9 protein-coding genes and 3 pseudogenes are annotated in these 17,851 nt (G+C 68.4%); 5 read left to right on the top strand and 7 right to left on the bottom strand.

Annotation, left to right across the window (positions count from 1 at the left end; translation table 11 throughout):
* Positions 1–18 precede the first annotated feature (18 nt).
* Together IPG65_RS04225 and IPG65_RS04220 are read right to left on the bottom strand one after the other, a co-directional pair.
* Complete coding sequence (locus IPG65_RS04225; RefSeq protein ID WP_293188026.1) at positions 19–996, bottom strand: tripartite tricarboxylate transporter substrate binding protein; 978 nt, start codon at positions 994–996, stop codon at positions 19–21.
* 207 nt (positions 997–1,203) lie between these two features.
* Positions 1,204–1,485: a hypothetical protein gene (locus IPG65_RS04220; protein WP_293188025.1), complete on the bottom strand. Its 282-nt coding sequence runs from the start codon at positions 1,483–1,485 to the stop codon at positions 1,204–1,206.
* 333 nt (positions 1,486–1,818) lie between these two features.
* On the opposite strand from IPG65_RS04220, the gene IPG65_RS04215 reads away from it, so the two are divergent.
* From IPG65_RS04215 to IPG65_RS04200, 4 genes and pseudogenes are all read left to right on the top strand, one after another.
* Entirely contained in the window at positions 1,819–2,967 is a 1,149-nt protein-coding gene (locus IPG65_RS04215) for an acyl-CoA dehydrogenase family protein (protein ID WP_293188024.1), read from the top strand.
* Positions 2,968–3,038: 71 nt separating this feature from the next.
* On the top strand, positions 3,039–3,821 hold the full coding sequence (locus tag IPG65_RS04210) for an SDR family NAD(P)-dependent oxidoreductase (RefSeq protein WP_293188023.1): 783 nt from the start codon (positions 3,039–3,041) through the stop codon (positions 3,819–3,821).
* 50 nt (positions 3,822–3,871) lie between these two features.
* Positions 3,872–5,050 (top strand): acetyl-CoA C-acetyltransferase, encoded by a 1,179-nt coding sequence (locus IPG65_RS04205; protein WP_293188022.1) that lies wholly within the window; start codon positions 3,872–3,874, stop codon positions 5,048–5,050.
* 186 nt (positions 5,051–5,236) lie between these two features.
* Positions 5,237–11,278: pseudogene (locus IPG65_RS04200) on the top strand (excinuclease ABC subunit A).
* 129 nt (positions 11,279–11,407) lie between these two features.
* On the opposite strand, the gene IPG65_RS04195 reads toward IPG65_RS04200, so the two are convergent.
* Entirely contained in the window at positions 11,408–11,587 is a 180-nt protein-coding gene (locus tag IPG65_RS04195; RefSeq protein WP_293190099.1) for a hypothetical protein, read from the bottom strand.
* Here IPG65_RS04195 and IPG65_RS04190 point away from each other — a divergent pair.
* Positions 11,561–11,740, top strand: a pseudogene (locus IPG65_RS04190) (tripartite tricarboxylate transporter substrate-binding protein); the annotation flags it as partial. The gene IPG65_RS04195 and the pseudogene IPG65_RS04190 overlap by 27 nt on opposite strands.
* Positions 11,741–11,913: 173 nt before the next feature.
* Here IPG65_RS04190 and IPG65_RS04185 read toward each other — a convergent pair.
* The 4 genes and pseudogenes from IPG65_RS04185 to IPG65_RS04170 form a co-directional block, all read right to left on the bottom strand.
* Positions 11,914–13,755, bottom strand: a complete 1,842-nt coding sequence (locus IPG65_RS04185) for a hypothetical protein (protein WP_293188021.1) — start codon at positions 13,753–13,755, stop codon at positions 11,914–11,916.
* Between the two features lie 62 nt (positions 13,756–13,817).
* Positions 13,818–15,017 carry a GtrA family protein gene (locus IPG65_RS04180; RefSeq protein WP_293188020.1) on the bottom strand — a complete coding sequence of 400 codons (1,200 nt, stop codon included), beginning with the start codon at positions 15,015–15,017 and terminating at the stop codon, positions 13,818–13,820.
* A 21-nt stretch (positions 15,018–15,038) separates the two neighbouring features.
* Complete coding sequence (locus IPG65_RS04175) at positions 15,039–16,223, bottom strand: FAD-binding oxidoreductase (RefSeq protein ID WP_293188019.1); 1,185 nt, start codon at positions 16,221–16,223, stop codon at positions 15,039–15,041.
* A 223-nt stretch (positions 16,224–16,446) separates the two neighbouring features.
* Positions 16,447–17,787: pseudogene (locus tag IPG65_RS04170) on the bottom strand (UbiA family prenyltransferase); the annotation flags it as partial.
* Positions 17,788–17,851: the final 64 nt, after the last annotated feature.

The following is a 17,851-nucleotide window of genomic DNA, read 5'->3' as shown; positions in this document are numbered from 1 at the left end:
GTCAATTCTCGAATGTCTTCAATCCGCCGTGGCGCCGCTTTGCTTCACCAGGCGCGCCCAGGTCACCATGTCGGCGCGCCATTCCTTGTCGAAGCCGGCGCGCGTGATGGGGTCGGCCTCCATCCCCAGCTCCTTGATGCGCGCGGTCACCTCGGGCTTGCGCAGCGCGCGCTCGGCGGCCTGAGCGATCTTTTGCGCCTCGGCCTCGGGCAAGCGCCCGGGGGCGAACAGGCCGAACCAGATTTCGGTGTCGAAAGCGATTCCGGCTTCTTTCAATGTGGGTACCTGCGGCAGCACGGACGACCGCTTGCGCCCCGTCACGGCCAGCACCTTGATCTTGCCCGCGCGCACCTGCGCCAGGGCGCCCGCCACATCCACCATGCCCACCTGGATCTGCCCGCCGATCAGGTCCTGCAGCAGCGGGGCCACACCCTTGTAGGGCACGTGCTCCATCTTGACGCCGGTGGACGCACGGATGCCTTCGGCGGCCAGATGGCCGCCCGAGCCGTTGCCCCACGACCCGTACATCACCGGCTCGCCCGTGCGCTTGGCCAGCGCCACCATCTCGGCCGCCGTGTTGGCCGGGTACTTGGGGTTGGCCACCAGAAGGTTGCCGCCATGGCAGATGCGGGCCAGGGCGGTGAAATCCTTCTCGGTGTTGTACCGCAGACCCTTGAGCAGCGCCGGGGCAATGGCCATGTTGCCCGTGACGCCCAGCAGCAGCGTGCGCCCATCCGGCGCGGCGCGTGCGACCTGGGCCGTGCCGATGGTGCCAGTGGCGCCGGCCACGTTGTCCACGATCACCGTGGTGCCCAGTTCCTTGCCCAGTCCCTGGGCCAGCAGGCGGCCCATCACGTCGGTGCCGCCTCCGGCGGGGAAGGGCACGATCAGGCGGATGGGTTGGTCAGCCGCGCGGGCCAATTGCCACGGAGCGGCGGCCAGCAAGGCCGCGCCCGCGAGCACGCTGCGGCGCGATGTGTGAGTGTTGTGTTGCATATTGCTTGTCTCCATTGGTGAAAAAGCCTATCGATTCTCAGCCAACCGCCGCACACCTCGTCGCCCTGCACGCCGCGCTGCGCCAGCGGCGCACGGGAAGCGGGGACGGCAGGCCCGGCGCACACAGGAAGCCCTGAGACTGATGGCATTCCAGCGCTTCCGGAGCGGCGCGCTGCTCTTCCGTCTCTACCTCTTCGGCCGGCAGGCTCAAATAAAGTCGGTCGCCAGCTCGCAGCGCTGCACCAGTTCCACCAACCGAGGGCCGATGGAGGCGAGCAGTTCTTTGGGCCGCGTTCGCGTGGGGGAGATGGAGCAGTTGAGGATCAGCGACCGTGTGCCGTGGCGGATGCGCGAGCACAGCCCCACGCCGTATTCGCCGTAGCACGCATCGCCGTAGTTCACGGCGAAACCCAGGCGAGCCTGGGTCTCCAGCGATTCCGCGATGCCCGGCGCACAGCGCGCCATCTCGTCGGGACGCGCGGTTGCCATCTGCCGCAGCACCTCGGCGCGTTCATCGGGGCTGAGCGTGTACAGCCAGGCGCGGCCCAGGTCGCAGCGACCAGATCGGCGATCACCATGAAGGTGGCCTCATCGACACGGCCCAAGCCAGGCAGGACAGCAGCATCCCGATGCTTCATGTTCAGCAGTTGGCTTTGCAGCCCGATGACTGCCGGGCTGGACGCTGGAACGCCAAGTTGGGGCCGCCAGGCGCCACAGCGGCGGCAGCGAACCATAAACGTCTGTATTGTTCGTGGCTTCGCACTGCGCTCGCGCTTGGCTTGCGAACTCGCGTAGAGTTTTCCAGAAAGGAAGAACGAAAACATGCCCCTCGACTTCCGCCGCTCCTGGATGGACGAAGAGTTGGAACTGTTCCGCGACAACGTGGTGCGCTTCCTCGAAGCCGAGATGCTTCCGCACGACGAGGCGGCGCGCAAGAGCGGCAACGTCGGCCACGCCCTGTGGCGCAAGGCCGGCGAACTGGGCCTGCTGTGCGTGGACATTCCCGAGGCCTACGGCGGCGGGGGCGGCGACTTCCGCCACGAAGCAGTGATCCACGAAGAGATGGCGCGCCGCGCGCTCAGCGGCATGAGTGTGGGCGTGCATTCCATCGTGGCGCACTACTTCCTGAACCACGGCACCGAAGAACAGAAGCGCAAGTACCTCCCGCGGCTCGCGCGCGGCGAACTCGTGGGCGCCATCGCCATGACCGAGCCGGGCGCCGGCTCCGACCTGCAGGGCGTGCGCGCGCGCGCCGAGAAGAACGCGGGCGGCTACGCCATCCACGGCTCCAAGACCTTCATCTCCAACGGCTACCTGGCCGGCGTGGTGCTGGTGGTGGCCAAGACCGACCTCACGAAGGGCGCCAAGGGCACGTCGATCCTGATCGTCGAGACCGAAGGCCGCGAGGGCTACCGCGTGGGCCGCGTGCTCGACAAGATCGGCCTGAAGGCGCAGGACACCGCCGAACTGTTCTTCGACGGCGTGCAGGTGCCGGCCGATGCGCTGCTGGGCGGCCAGGAAGGGCAGGGCTTCTTCCAGCTCATGGGCGATCTGCCCTACGAGCGCCTGATCATCGGCGTGAGCGCGCTGGCCGCGATGGAAGGCGCCTACGCCGCCACGCTGGACTACGTGCGCGAGCGCAAGGCCTTCGGCCAGCCGATCGCCGAGTTCCAGAACACCAAGTTCAAGCTGGCCGAGATCGCCACGCAAATCAAGGTGGGCCGTGCCTTCATCGACCGCTGCGTCGAGGACCTGGTGGCCGGCCGGCTGGACACCGCCACGGCCTCGATGGCCAAGCTGTGGGGCACCGACACGCAAGGGCGGGTGGTCGACGAGTGCCTGCAATTGTTCGGCGGCTACGGCTACATGAACGAATACCTGGTGGCGCGCATGTACACCGACGCACGCATCCAGCGCATCTTCGGTGGCACCAACGAGATCATGAAAGAGGTCATCTCGCGCGCGCTGTGACGCTGCCTCCAGGGGCGCGCCAGCGCCGCACCGGCTTCCCGTTTCCCCCACTCCTCCAAGGATCACCCGACATGCAACTCAATTCCAGCATTGCCGCCGTCGTCACGGGCGGCGCCTCGGGCCTGGGCGCCGCCACCGCGCGCCGCCTGGCCGGCCACGGCGTGAAGGTGGCGCTGTTCGACCTCAATCCTGAATTGGGCGAAGCCCTGGCCCGTGAGATCGGCGGCGTGTTCTGCCGGGTCGACGTCACCTCCGAGGATCAGGTCGATGCCGCATTCGCCAAGGCGCGCGCCGCGCACGGGCAGGAGCGCGTGCTGGTCAACTGCGCGGGCACCGGCAGCGCCGTCAAGACCGCCAGCCGCGACAAGGCCACGGGCGAGATCCGGCACCACCCGCTGGCCAACTTCGAGCAGATCATCCAGATCAACCTGATCGGCAGCTTCCGCTGCATCGCCAAGTCGGCTGCCGGCATGCTGGCGCTCGACGCGCTGAAGGACGGCGAGCGCGGCGCCATCGTCAACACCGCCTCGGTGGCGGCACAGGACGGGCAGATGGGCCAAGTGGCCTACAGCGCCTCCAAGGCCGGTGTCGCCGGCATGACGCTGCCGATCGCGCGCGACCTCATGGCCGAAGGCATCCGCGTCAACACCATCCTGCCCGGCATCTTCGGCACGCCGCTGCTGCAGAGCCTGCCCGACAACGTCAAGCAGGCCCTGGCCGCCTCGGTGCCCTTTCCCAAGCGCCTGGGCGACCCGGACGAGTACGCGCAACTGGCCGAGACGATGATCACCAACGGCTACTTCAACGGCGAGTGCGTGCGCCTCGACGGTGCGATCCGCATGGCGCCGCGCTGAGCCGCGCGCCTGAACGAACAACGCCCCGATCGAATTCCATGGAGTCCTTCATGTCCGAAGCCTATATCGTCGCCGCCGCCCGCACCGCCGGCGGCCGCCGCCATGGCCGCCTGTCCGGCTGGCACCCCGCCGACCTCGCCGCGCAGGTGCTCGACGCCCTCGTGGCGCGCACCGGCGCCGACCCCGCGCTGGTCGAGGACGTCATCATGGGCTGCGTCGGCCAGGTCGGCGAGCAGGCCATGAACATCGCGCGCAACGCGGTCCTGGCCTCGACGCTGCCCGAATCGGTGCCCGCCACCTCCATCGACCGCCAGTGCGGCTCCTCGCAGCAGGCGCTGCACTTCGCGGCGCAGGCCGTGATGTCGGGCACCATGGACGTGGTGATCGCCGCCGGCGTCGAGAGCATGACGCGCGTGCCCATGGGCACCCCGATCGTGCTGCCCTTCAAGAACGGCCTGGGCACTTACATGAGCCCGGCCATGCAGCAGCGCTATCCCGGCATCGAGTTCAGCCAGTTCACCGGCGCCGAGATGATGGCGAAGAAGTACGGGCTCGAAAAAGCCCAGCTTGACGCCTATGCGCTGGGCAGCCACCAGCGCGCGATCGCCGCCACCCTGGCCGGCCTGTTCGATGCGGAGATCGTGCCCGTGCGTGCACGCATGAACGACGGCACCGAACCCGGCGACCTGCACACGCGCGACGAAGGCATCCGCTACGACGCCACGCTGGAGAGCATCGCCGGTGTCAAGCTCATCGCCGAGGGCGGGCGCTGCACGGCGGCCACCGCCAGCCAGATCTGCGACGGCGCGGCCGGCCTGATGGTGGTCAGCGAGCGTGGCCTGAAGACGCTGGGCGTGAAGCCGCTGGCGCGCATCCACCACATGAGCGTGCTGGGGCACGATCCGGTGATCATGCTCGAAGCACCGCTGCCGGCCACGCAGCGCGCGCTGCAGAAAGCCGGCATGAAGATCGAGGACATCGACCTGTACGAGGTCAACGAAGCCTTCGCGCCCGTGCCGCTGGCCTGGCTGCAGGCGCTGGGCGCCGACCCCGATCGCTTGAACGTCAACGGCGGCGCCATCGCGCTGGGCCATCCGCTGGGCGGCTCCGGCGCCAAGCTGATGACCACGCTGGTCCATGCGCTGGGCCAGCGCGGCAAGCGCTACGGCCTGCAGACCATGTGCGAGGGCGGCGGCATGGCCAACGTCACGATCATCGAACGGATTTGAGCGTTGCGCGCATGAGTCCGGGCGGGGGGGGCCGGGCCGCCAGCGCTTCCTCGGCGGGCAGCATGCGGCGCGCGGCGCGCCGCCCGGATTCAGGGAACCATGGGATGGACGCTGGCTTTGCCCTGCTGGCCGCGCGTGGCGGAGCCTTTCCCTAGAATCTTCGCTCCCTTCCCATCCCCCTTCCCCATGACCCGAGGCCTCATCCGCATTCGCGGCGCGCGCCAGCACAACCTGAAGAATCTGGACCTCGACATCCGCACTGGCGAGCTGACGGTGGTGACAGGGCCCAGCGGCTCGGGCAAGTCGAGCCTGGTGTTCGACACGCTGTACGCCGAGGGGCAGCGGCGCTACGTGGAGACCTTCAGCGCCTACGCGCGGCAGTTCCTCGACCGCATGGACAAGCCGGCGGTGGACAAGGTCGAGGGCGTGCCGCCGGCCATCGCCATCGACCAGACCAACCCGGTGCGCAGCTCGCGCTCCACCGTGGGCACGATGACGGAGCTGAACGACCACCTGAAGCTGCTGTTCGCCCGCGCGGGCCGGTTGTTCGACCGCCGGACCGCGCAGCCGGTGCGGCACGACACGCCCGAGAGCATCTTTGCCGAGCTTGTCGACCGCGCCCGCCAGATGGAGGATCCGCGCCTCGCGGTCACCTTTCCGGTCGAGCTGCCCGGCAGCACCACGGCCGACGAGGTGGCCCAGTGGCTGTCGGTCAGCGGCTTCACGCGCGTGCAGGCCGAGCGCGAGGCGGCGGGCCGGAAGCTGCTGGACGTGGTGGCCGACCGCTTCAGGATGAGCGGCGCCGAGAAGGCGCGCGTGATCGAGGCCATCGAGGTGGCGCTGCACCGCGGCGCCGGGCGACTCAACGTGTACGTGCTCGGCGACGTGGAGGCGGACAACGCGGTCTGGCGCTTCTCCACCGGCCTGCACTGCCCCGACAGCGACCTGCGCTACCGCGAGCCGATGCCGTCCATGTTCTCCTTCAACTCGGCCGTGGGCGCGTGCGAGACCTGCCGCGGCTTCGGGCGCGTGATCGGGGTGGACTGGGGGCTGGTGATCCCCGACGAGCGGCTCACGCTGCGCGCGGGCGCCGTCAAGCCGATCCAGACCCCCGCCTGGCGCGAGTGCCAGGACGACCTGATGCGCCATGCCGAGGGCGCCGGCATCCCGCGCGACACGCCCTGGGGCAAGCTCACGCCCGAGCAGCGCCACTGGGTCATCGAGGGCGCGCCGGGCTACAAGGAGGGCAACTGGAGCAAGCAGTGGTACGGCATCCGGCGCTTCTTCAAGTACCTGGAGAGCAAGGCGTACAAGATGCACATCCGCGTGCTGCTGTCCAAATACCGCAGCTACACCGAGTGCCCCGACTGCGGCGGCGCGCGGCTGAAGACCGAGTCGCTGCTGTGGCGCGTGGGCAGCCAGGACGACGCCGACGCGGTGCTCGACCCCGCGCGCCGCTTCATGCCCCGGGGCGTGGACTGGACGCGCGCGCAGCTCGAAGCCCTGCCCGGCCTCAGCCTGCACGACCTGATGCTGCTGCCCATCGAGCGGCTGCGGCGCTTCTTCGGCAGGATGGCGCAACCTGCCACGGATGCTCCTGAATCAGTAGCTGTTGGCGAATATTCCACGCCGGCTGGAGCCGATTTTGACTTGAAATCCCCGCCAGCGGCCAGGCCGACCGCCACGCACGACGGCGCCGACGCCAAGGCCCTGGCGCTCATCCTCGACGAGATCACCACGCGCCTGCGCTACCTGTGCGATGTCGGCATCGGCTACCTCACGCTCGACCGGCAAAGCCGCACCCTGTCCGGCGGCGAGGTCCAGCGCATCAACCTGACCACGGCGCTGGGCACCTCCTCGTCAACACCCCTGTTCGTGCTCGACGAGCCCAGCATCGGCCTGCACCCGCGCGACATGGACCGCATCACCGAGGCCATGCAGCGCCTCAAGCGCGCCGGCAACACGCTGGTCGTGGTGGAGCACGACCCCGCCGTCATGCTGGCGGCCGACCGCGTGCTCGACTTCGGTCCCGGCCCCGGTGCGGCGGGTGGGCGCATCGTCTTCGACGGCACGCCCGATGAGCTGCGCCAGGCCGACACGCTGACCGGCGCCTACCTCAGCGGACGCCGCACCATCGGCCTGGGCCTGGCGCGGCCGGTGACCGACGGCACGCCGCGCCTCGTCCTGGAGGGCGCGCGCCAGCACAACCTGAAGGACGTGTCGGTCGAATTCCCGCTGCAGCGCCTCGTCACTGTCACCGGCGTGTCCGGCTCGGGCAAGTCCACGCTGATCCAGGACGTGCTGGCGCCCGCCCTCAAGCGCCACTTCGGCCAGGCCACCGAGCCGCCCGGCGCGCACGACCGGCTGCTGGGCGCCGAGCAGCTCGGCGGCGTGGTCTTCGTCGACCAGTCGCCCATCGGCAAGACCGCGCGTTCCAACCCCGTCAGCTACGTCGGCGCATGGGACGCCATCCGCGCCCTGTTCGCCGCCGCGCCGCTGGCCGCGCAGCGCGGCTACACGGCGTCCAAGTTCAGCTTCAACTCGGGCGACGGGCGCTGCCCCACCTGCGGCGGCTCGGGCTTCGAGCACGTGGAGATGCAGTTCCTCAGCGACATCTACCTGCGCTGCCCCGACTGCGACGGCCGGCGCTACCGGCCCGAGATCCTCGAAGTCACCATCGAGCGCCCAACCCAAAAATTGGGGTCAGAGTCCCATTTGCAGCACGCGGTGGACGCATTGGCCAGCCTCGAATCCGGCAAATTCGAATCTGACCCCAATTCAAGATCGCGGCACCTGAACGTGGCCGACGTGCTGGACCTCACCGTGGCCGAGGCCGTCCAGCTCTTCGGCGGGCCGGCGCAGGGCCGCTCCCAAGCCGGCTCAGCCCACTCGGGGGGCAGCGACCCGCGCAGCGGCGGAGCGTGGGGGTCCTCCAATCGCGAGGTGGTCCGTGCCCTGCAGCCCATCGTGGACGTGGGGCTCGACTACGTGAAGCTCGGCCAGCCCGTGCCCACGCTGAGCGGCGGCGAGGCGCAGCGCCTGAAGCTGGCGGGCTTCCTGGCCGATGCCGCGCGCGGGCCGCCAGCCAGCCCGCCGCGCGCAAGGGCACGCTGTTCCTGTTCGACGAGCCCACCACCGGCCTGCACTTCGACGACATTGCCAAGCTGATGCGCGCCTTCCGCAAGCTGCTTCATGCCGGCCACTCGCTCGTCGTCATCGAGCACAACCTGGACGTGATCGCGGCCTCCGACTGGCTGATCGACCTGGGCCCCGAAGGCGGTGACGCCGGCGGCCGCGTCGTCGCCGAAGGTGCGCCGGCCGACATGGCGCGGCATCTCGCCTCGCACACCGGCGCCGCGCTGCGCGCCTACGGCCAGACCCTCGGCCGGCCCGGCGAGGGTGCCGTGCGCGACGTGGAGGTGCTATATAAATATGAGCTGCCAGCGAAAGAGGGGAGCGGGCTTGAGGCCGAAATTGTTCAAAACCAGTCCAACGACATCGAGATCCTGAACGCGCGCGAGCACAACCTCAAGAACCTCAGCGTGCACATCCCGCGCGGCAAGTTCAACGTCATCACCGGCGTCAGCGGCTCGGGCAAGTCCACGCTGGCGTTCGACATCCTGTTCAACGAAGGGCAGCGCCGCTACCTCGAAAGCCTGAACGCCTACGCGCGCAGCATCGTGCAGCCGGCCGGCCGGCCCGAGGTGGACGCGGTGTACGGCATCCCGCCCACCGTGGCCATCGAGCAGCGCCTGTCGCGCGGCGGCCGCAAGAGCACCGTGGGCACCACCACCGAGGTGTGGCACTTCCTGCGCCTGCTGTTCGTCAAGCTGGGCGTGCAGCACTGCGTGCACGACGGCGCCGCCGTGCAGCCGCAGACGCCCGAGCGCATCGCCGCGCAGATCCTCACGCGCTACCGCGACCAGACCATCGGCCTGCTGGCGCCGCTGGTGGTGGGCCGCAAGGGCGTGTACACCGAGTTGGCCGACTGGGCGCGCCCGCGCGGCTTCACGCACCTGCGGGTGGACGGCGAGTTCCTGCCCACCACGGGCTTCCCGCGCATCGACCGCTTCAGGGAGCACACCATCGAGCTGCCGGTGATGAGCCTGCCCGCCACCCCCGGCAACGAGGCGCAGTTGCGCGAGTCGCTGGCCCGCGCGCTGGAGCACGGCAAGGGCGTGGTGCACGTGCTGAGCGACCTGGCCGGCCTGCGCGCGGCGATGATGGCAGGCTCCCCGACGGCGGGCATCGGCCGCGTCGAGGTGTTCTCCACCAAGCGCGCCTGCCCGGTCTGCGCCACCAGCTACGCCGAACTCGACCCGCGCCTGTTCTCGTACAACAGCAAGCATGGCTGGTGCCCCGACTGCGTGGGCACCGGCGTCCGGCTGACGGCGGCGCAGCGCAAGGCGCTGGACGACTCGGTGCTGGCCAGCGACCAGAAGGGCCGCGAGCAGACCTTCGCCGAACCCGAGGTGGAGGACGTGGGCGGCGCCGCCTGCCCCGCCTGCGACGGCACGCGGCTGAACGCGACGGCGCAGGCCGTGCGGCTGGAGGGCGCGGGCATCGACGGCGCGGGCCTCCAGGGCGGGGTGGGCATCGCCCAGCTCGCCCGCCTGAGCGTCGCCGACCTGCGCCGCTGGTTCGACGGCCTCCCGCTGCAGGGGCGCGACGCCGACATCGCGCGCGACCTGCTGCCCGAGATCAGGAGCCGCCTCGAATTTCTCGAACAGGTCGGCCTGGGCTACCTCACGCTCGACCGCGGCGCGCCCACCCCTCAGCGGCGGTGAGGCGCAGCGCATCCGGCTGGCGGCGCAACTGGGCAGCAACCTGCAGGGCGTGTGCTACGTGCTGGACGAGCCCACCATCGGCCTGCACGCGCGCGACAACCAGATCCTGCTGGACGCGCTGCACAGCCTCAGCAGCAAGGGCAACACCCTGGTCGTGGTCGAGCACGACGAGGACACCATCCGCCGCGCCGACCACCTCATCGACATCGGCCCCGGCGCCGGCGTGCGCGGCGGCCGGCTGGTGGCCGAAGGCCGTGCCGCCGACCTGGAGGCCGCGCCCGATTCGGCGACCGGCCGCTACCTGCGCCACGCCATGCGCCACCCGCTGCACGCGCGCCGGCCGGTGGTGCAGGACAGCGCGTGGCTGGCGCTGAAAGGCGCCTACCTGCACAACCTGAAAAATGTCGATGTGAACGTGCCGCTCAAGCGCCTTGTGGCGGTCACGGGTGTTTCCGGCTCCGGCAAATCCACGCTGGCGCGCGACGTGCTGCTGGCCAGCGTGCAGCGCTTCGTGCGCCACGATTTCAAAGCAAAAAAGGCTTCTAGCGCCGACGCAGAAATCGCGAGCAGCTATGAAATCAATAGTCATGGATTGGTCGGCTGCACCGCCCTGGCCGGCTTCGGCCAGATCGACCGCGTGCTGGAGGTGGACCAGACGCCCATCGGCAAGACGCCGCGCTCCTGCCCCGCCACCTACATCGGCTTCTGGGACACGGTGCGCCGGCTGTTCGCCGACACGCTGGAGGCCAAGGCGCGCGGCTACGGCCCCGGGCGCTTCAGCTTCAACACCGGCGAAGGCCGCTGCCCGGCCTGCGAGGGGCAGGGCGTGCGCACCATCGAGATGAGCTTTTTGCCCGACGTGAAGGTGCCCTGCGAGGTCTGCCACGGCGCGCGCTTCAACCCCGAGACGCTGGCCGTCACCTGGCGCGGCAAGAACATCGGCGACGTGCTGCGCATGGAGGTGGACGAGGCGGTCGAATTCTTCGCCAGCATGCCCGCCATCAGCCACCCGCTGCAACTGCTGAAGGACGTCGGCCTGGGCTACCTCACGCTCGGCCAGCCCAGCCCCACGCTGTCCGGCGGCGAGGCGCAGCGCATCAAGCTGGTCACCGAGCTGAGCAAGGTCAGGGACGACGTGGGACGACGTGGCCAGAAAGCGCCGCACACCCTGTACGTGCTGGACGAGCCTACCGTCGGCCTGCACATGCAGGACGTGGAAAAACTCATCCACGTGCTGCACCGCCTGGTGAACGGCGGCCACAGCGTGGTGGTGATCGAGCACGACCTGGACCTGATCGCCGACGCCGACTGGATCATCGACCTCGGCCCCGAGGGCGGCGACGGCGGTGGCCGGCTGGTGGCCGCCGGCACGCCCGAGGACGTGGTGCGCGCCGGCACGCACACCGGCCAGGCGCTCGGCAAGGTGCTGGCGCGCGGATAGGAGCAGGTTCCACCGGGGTACGCGGTGGGCGCGGCTCTTCCCGCACCGCGGAATATCCCGATGGCACGGCGCGGGTGGGTGGGGTTCAATGCGCTCTACACCACAAGCGGAGACCGCCATGCAACGACGTCATTTCACCCGCCTGGCCACCGCCGGCGCGGCCTGCCTGGCCATCGCCGCTCCCGTGCTGGCGCAGCAGAAATTTCCCATCAAGCCCATCAAGATGATCATCGCCTTCCCCGCCGGCGGGCCGACCGACATCACCTGCGCGCGCTGGCCGACAAGCGCCTGCGCGACGCCTTCAAGCACGCGATGGAACAGCCGGCCTACGTGGACGCGCTCAAGCGCTACGACATGGTGCCGATCTACATGGACTCGGCGCAGTACCGCAAGTTCGCCGAGGAGACCTTCGTGCGCGAGAAGGCCCTGATCGAGAAAATGGGGTTGGCCAAGGCGAAGTGACGGTGGTGATCGCGCCGTCGGTGGTCAGTCCTCGATATCGGTGAGGACGCCAACGATGTGGATGTGCGCAGCAAGGGTCAATTCTCGCGACGAAGCGCTGATCCGGGAGTACATCAAGAACCAGGAAAAAGGGGGCGAGTGCCTCGAATGCCCCTGCCTTTGCCGGGGGATGGTTACCGCTTGGCCAACTCGATGATGGCGCGGTAGAACTTGTCCGAACCTTCCTGCGGGTTGTTGGGCCTGAGTTCCATGCGCTTGATCGAATTGTCCTGGGCATGCTTGAACTTGTCGGGGATCACGGAAAAATAGAAGGGACTGATGAAGCGCGCGCCGCCGTCGTAATGCGATTGCATGGCCGCCAGATGCGCTCCGTCACGCTTCCATTGCTGGGGATTGAACTCCGGCACGCCATAGTCGCTGATCTTGCGGCGCGCCAGGAAGGCGCGCATCCATGCGCTGTCGGTGGCCCCGCCATACATGTTCAGGCCCTGCTTCCAGGGTGCGCTGCCCTCCAGCGTCCGGCCAGCCGCGAAGAGCTGCGGGTTCCATGAGGAGTTGACGTCCGGCACGATCTGGTGCGAGTACAGCTTGCCCGCCGGCAGGCCGGCCTTGAGAGCGCGCGCATGGAAGTCCTTCAGAAAATCGTACACCTGTGATTCCCGGTACAGGTTCCAGTCGCGGGCCAGCGGGTTGTAGTACACATCCTGCAACTGCTGCGGCATGTCGAGCCAATAGCGCACGCCGGACAGGTGCTTGGCGTCCTTGAGCCCGGGCAGCGCCATGGCGGGGGCCGCCGCCACGCGCGACTGGTCGCGCGGCACCACGACGAACTCCACCTCGCCCACCTTGTGGCGCTCGCCGCCCGACTCGGCGACGACCTGGGCCACGTGGCGGCCCGGCGGCATCGCGCTGTGGTCGAGGTCGTGGCGAAAGCCGGTGTTGGGCGTGGTGATGGAAGGTTCGGCGCGGTACACGTCGAGCCGATTCAGTCCCCGTGGGACAGGGCCCACCAACTTGCCGTTGACGTACAGGTCCAACCGTCCGACAGCGTGGCCAGGGTCCCACAACCAGCCGGCGATCGGCAGCGTGCCGCCGGCAAAGGCGTCGTAGTGTTCACCGTACGACGTGAGCCGCTCCTTGCGGATGTCCTTGGCCGGCACCGGCACGGCGTCGAACGTGGGGTAGTCGAAGCCGTTGCGCGCGTTGAACTGCGCGATGCCGCCGTACTTGTCACGCAACCACTGGCGAAATCCAGCCACCGAATGGGGGCTGTAGTCGGTCACCTCAATGCCCTGGTAGGCGCCCGTGCCGTTCTCGAAATCGGGAAACATGTGGTGCAGCTCGCCCGCCAGCGTGTAGGCCACGATGCGGTCTTGCACGGCCTTGGGCAGGGCCTTCATCCGCTGGGCCACGTAGTCCAGCGCCTCGAACCGGAATTTGTTCACCGGGATCGCCGGGTCCGTGGACAGGGTGTAGGGAATGATGGGGTAGTCGAAGTAGCCCAGCTCCAGCGGCTTGCCGTCGCGCAACTGCAACAGGTTGCGCGGGTCCTGGCGCAGCGCCTTCGCCAGTGGGTTGATGCTGTCGAAGTGGTCCGCCGCGAAATACACCACCACGGGCCGCTGCACCTGGCTGATCACGTTGACGAAGTCGTCCACGCGCGCCGGATCGATGGTCCAGCCGTCCTGGACGGTGTGCCGGTAGAGGGCCAGCAGTTGCAGGGTGGCCAGAAAGCCGACCTGCACGTCGCCCTTGGGGCCGCCAGGCTCCAGGGTGTCGAGCAGGCGCGTGACGGCGGCGGCGCCGGTGAGCTTGCGCTGGCGGCAATAGGCGTAGGCGGCGTCGATGTCCTTCACGCTGGGGTCTGCCACGGCTTCGTCGCAGAGGTACATGCCCTCGAGATTGGGGGCGATGATCAGCGGGGCGCGCTGGCGCTGCGCCGGCTGGGCGTGCGCCAGCACCGCCGCCAGCGAGAGGTCGGCCAATGCGGCGGCTCGCAGGGAAAACCAGTTCATGGTCATGTCGTGCTGTCTTTCTTGTGCCGCGCCGGCGCCAGGCCTGGCGGTCCGGCATCTTCTCAGGGCGGGGAGTTTCGTCGAAGTTTCGTCCTCGGCACGGCGATGCCGGCCTTGAACACGAAATGCTTGTCGAGATGGTATTTGGTGACGTAGCCGATGACCAAACCGATTACGCCGCCCAAGTAGCGCATCCGCGCCGTGCCAAAGGCCAGCCAGAACCCGTACTCGAAGCCCCAGAAGATCGCCGTGGTGGCCACCCCCATCGAGGTGTAGAGCACGAAGGTTTTGCCGTTGTGGACCGCGCTTTGCGGGGTGAAGCAAAAGATGAAGCGCTTGTCGAGAATGTACTTGATCACCAAGCCCGTGGCGGTCCCTGCGACGATGGACAGGAGGATGCCGGAAGGCCAGAGCCACACCACCACATCCTGCGTGCCGATGTTCACCGCAATGGCCACGATACAGAAGAGCGCATAAAGCAGGGTGGTGCGCATGGGCGCGGCTAGGCCTATATGTTGAGCTTGTGAAGCACGGCTCGCGGCAGGCCGCGGATGATCAGCATGATCAAGGCCCATTTGCCCGGCGCATAGACCACGGGGCGCCCTGCCGCGATGGCCTTGACGATCTCCCGCGCGACTGCCTCGGCGCTGGCCAGCTTCGCGCCTTCCTGCTTGAGATGGGCCGTCATCGGCGTGTCCGTGGGGCCGGGTTTGGCCAACGTCACCTTGATGCGGGTGCCCGCCAGGCGATGCTGCAGGCCTTGGGCGTACCGCTCCACCAGCCCCCTTGGCTGCGCCATAGACGTAGTTGGACTTGCGGCCGCGATCGCCTGCCACGGAGCCAATGAGGCACAGATGGCCTCGATCGGCGCCCTGCATCACTCCGATGAAGGCTTCGGCGAACAGTGCGGGCGACAGGCCATTGGTCACCAGCGCATCCTTGGTGGCGCACAGATCGTCTTGGCAGTCCTGCTGGCGCGGCAGCGAGCCGTGCGCGATCAGAACGATGTCGATCGGTCCTCCGTTCGCGGCATCGCGAGCCAGCGCGGCGATGGCATCCGCGTCATCGAAACCCATGGCGACGGTGCCGGCGGTATTGTCCACGCCGCGGGCGCGCAGGTCGGCCGCCAAGGGCTCGGAACGCCCTGCATCGCGGCTGACGAGCAGAAAGTCGCAGCCGCCTTCCTGCGCCCAAAGGCGGCTGCACTGGTGAGCAATGGCGGAGGTCGCGCCGATGACGACGATTCTTTTTCGGGTGTTCATGCCATATGTATGGGGAGGCGGTCAACTGCCCATCAGGCGGCGCGACATGGCCGAGCTGATGCCGGGGTCGCGGTAAGGCAGCAACTGTGCCCACTGGGGATAGCCGGATTGGAACAAATGGGCCGGCATGCGCGCATCCTTGGCCGGGTAGATACGCCCGCCCGCCGCGCCGACGATGTCGTCCAGCGCGTCGAAAAGGCGCAAAGTCTTCTCCTCCTTGTTGGGAAAGTCGAGTGCCAGCGTGATGCCAGGCCGGGCAAAACTCAGCAGGCCGGGCGACGGTCGGTGGCCAAACGTCTTGAGCACGGCCAGAAAGGAGCCTTGCCCGCTGCTGGCGATGCGCGCCAGCATGGCCTCGATGGCCTGCGCGCCGTCCTCGAAAGGTACAGCGCATTGGTATTGGTAGAAGCCGCGCGGCCCGTACATGCGGTTCCAGTGCGCGATGCCATCGAGCGGGTAGAAGAACGGCAGGTAGTGACTGCTGGCCTTGCCGCCGCGCAGACGGTGCAAATGGTAGTAAAGCGTGTTGAAGGGACGCAGGCTCGCCCTGTTGACCAGCGACAGCGGTGGCGTGACGGGCATGGCGAGGCGCCGCCGCCGGGGGGGCGCGGCGGGAGCACCCGGCGCTGCGTTTCCGTGGTTGGCCCGCATGAAGATGCCGCGCCCCCGCTTGTCGAGGCAATCGATCCATGCGACGGTGTATTCCCAGCCGGCCTCCGAATCGGCCGCCAGCTCGTGGAAGCGGGCGAGGTGATCGAAGGCAATGGTTTCCGTCGCCAGCCAGGGGCCAGCCACCCGGCGCAACTGAAGGGTGGCCTGCGTGACCAGGCCCGTCAGGCCCAGGCCGCCCACCGTGGCGCGGAACCAGTCGTCCTGGTGCTCAGGTCCGCAAACGATGGTGCTGCCATCGGTGCGCCATAGCGTCAGGCCGCGCACGTGGTCGCCAAACGAGCCCGCCCTGTGGTGGTTCTTGCCGTGCACGTCGTTGGCGATGGCGCCGCCCACGGTCACGAACTGGGTGCCGGGGGTGACGGGCAGCATCCAGCCGCGCGGCGCCATCAGCCGCTGGATGTCGCCCAGCAGTGCGCCAGCCTGGCAGGTGAGCAGGCCCCCTTCGGTGTCGAAGTGCAGCCAATGGTCCATCGCGCGCGTCATCCACAGCAGGCCACCGGGGTTGAGGCACACGTCCCCATAGCTGCGTCCCATGCCATGGGGCAGGGCGCTTGGGCTGCCATCGAGCGCGGGCAACCCCGCCGCTGCCGTGCCGTCGAGCGCCAGCGTTTGGTGAGGCTCGGCGCTCAAGCGACCCCATGAGCTGACGCGCGTCACCACGGCAAGCCGAACGTGCCCAGTGCCAGCGAAGCGGCGAAAGCCGCCCGCAGCACAGGCTCGTCTTGTCCTTGATCGCGAAGAACACCGGATCGTCGTGCATCTCGCCCCGGTGGGCCTGCAGCCACATCCAGCTGATCCAGTACACCAGCACGGCCACCGTCAGCAGAATGGCCTCTGGGAACCGATACAGGGCCTGCACCGTGTCGCCATGCAAATACAAGGCGAGCACCACCGCCGAAGCGTAGCCGGCGGCCACGCCCAGGGCCATCATCAGTCCGGCATCCCGCGTCGTGTATCCGCGCCCGTGCACCACGGCGGGTTCGCCATGACGGGCGAGCACCAGCAACTCGGTGTAGCGCTTGAGAAACGAGAGCGAAAGAAACACGAACCCCGACACGGCAAGCAGCCAGTCCGAAGGCGTCAACCCCGTGGCGCTGGCGCCCGCGACGATGCGCAGGACATATAAGCTGGCCAGGGTCATGCAGTCGAGCAGCGCGAGGCGCTTGAGACGCAGTGAGTACCCGCACGTCAGCACCAGGTACACGGCCAGCCAACCCAGGAAAGCCGGTCCCACGGCCAGCGCCAGCGCCAGGCTGGCCAATGACAACAGCGGCGCCAGCAGCACGCCCCACGTCACCGGAATGCGTCCGCTGGCAAAGGGGCGCAGGCGCTTGCGCGGATGCCGGCGGTCGCTTTCCAGGTCCAGCAGGTCGTTGCCGATGTACACCGCCGAGGCGCACAGGCTGAAGGCAAGAGCCGCCAGCAGCACAGTTCCCAGCGCGTCCGCGTGGCCGAGCTGGTGCGCCGCCAGCAAAGGCACGAACAACAGCAGATTCTTCAGCCATTGATGCAGGCGCAGCATTCCTGCGATGTCACGCCCGTCCACGGCACGCGCGGAGTCGGCCCCTGCCACATTGCCGCCGCGCTGAGCCGCCTTCAGCACCGATGGTGGTGCATTGACGACGATGGCATGGCGGGCCTCCCGCCAGACCGGCACGTCATCGTGAGAATTGCCGACATAGTCGAACCCTCCAGGGCCATGGTGCTCCACCAGACAGGCCGCCTTCTTGTCCGCGGCCAGGTTGGTCTGGCCGTTGCTGGCCAGCACCTTGCTGAAGATCCCCAGATGCTGCGCGATCGCCTGCGCCACCCGTTCGTCCGCTGCCGTGCACAGTACCAATTCCCGCCCTGCTTCATGCTCGGCAACCAGCCATTCCAGCAAGGCCTGGTTGTACGGCAGCGTGCTGGCGTCCAGCCCGACGCGGCGCGCCAGTTGCTGCTTGAGGTGGGCCTTGCCGCGCAGCAGCCAGGCCGGCAGGCACAGCGCCTGCATCGGGTGTTTTCTGACCAAGGCCAGCGCCAGTTCGTGCAGGGTATCGGTGCGAACCAGGGTGCCGTCCAGATCGACGACCAGCGGGCGGGGTGCGGCTTGCGCCATGTCAAGGGGAGTGTGAGGAAAGTGTTCGCGGCCAGGGGGCATGCATGTCAGATTATCCAGGCCC

It is taken from the genome of Ottowia sp., assembly GCF_016703145.1.
Classification (GTDB): domain Bacteria; phylum Pseudomonadota; class Gammaproteobacteria; order Burkholderiales; family Burkholderiaceae_C; genus Ottowia.
This window is presented reverse-complemented; position numbering and strand designations above follow the sequence as displayed.

What these genes read in the sequence shown, in the direction of transcription:
- IPG65_RS04210 (WP_293188023.1), top strand. Translation starts at nt 3,039, where the DNA reads ATGCAACTCAATTCCAGCATTGCCGCCGTCGTCACGGGCGGCGCCTCG.
- IPG65_RS04180 (WP_293188020.1), bottom strand. Translation starts at nt 15,017, where the DNA reads ATGAACACCCGAAAAAGAATCGTCGTCATCGGCGCGACCTCCGCCATT.
- IPG65_RS04205 (WP_293188022.1), top strand. Translation starts at nt 3,872, where the DNA reads ATGTCCGAAGCCTATATCGTCGCCGCCGCCCGCACCGCCGGCGGCCGC.
- IPG65_RS04225 (WP_293188026.1), bottom strand. Translation starts at nt 996, where the DNA reads ATGCAACACAACACTCACACATCGCGCCGCAGCGTGCTCGCGGGCGCG.
- IPG65_RS04175 (WP_293188019.1), bottom strand. Translation starts at nt 16,223, where the DNA reads ATGGGACGCAGCTATGGGGACGTGTGCCTCAACCCCGGTGGCCTGCTG.
- IPG65_RS04185 (WP_293188021.1), bottom strand. Translation starts at nt 13,755, where the DNA reads ATGAACTGGTTTTCCCTGCGAGCCGCCGCATTGGCCGACCTCTCGCTG.
- IPG65_RS04215 (WP_293188024.1), top strand. Translation starts at nt 1,819, where the DNA reads ATGCCCCTCGACTTCCGCCGCTCCTGGATGGACGAAGAGTTGGAACTG.
- IPG65_RS04220 (WP_293188025.1), bottom strand. Translation starts at nt 1,485, where the DNA reads ATGGCAACCGCGCGTCCCGACGAGATGGCGCGCTGTGCGCCGGGCATC.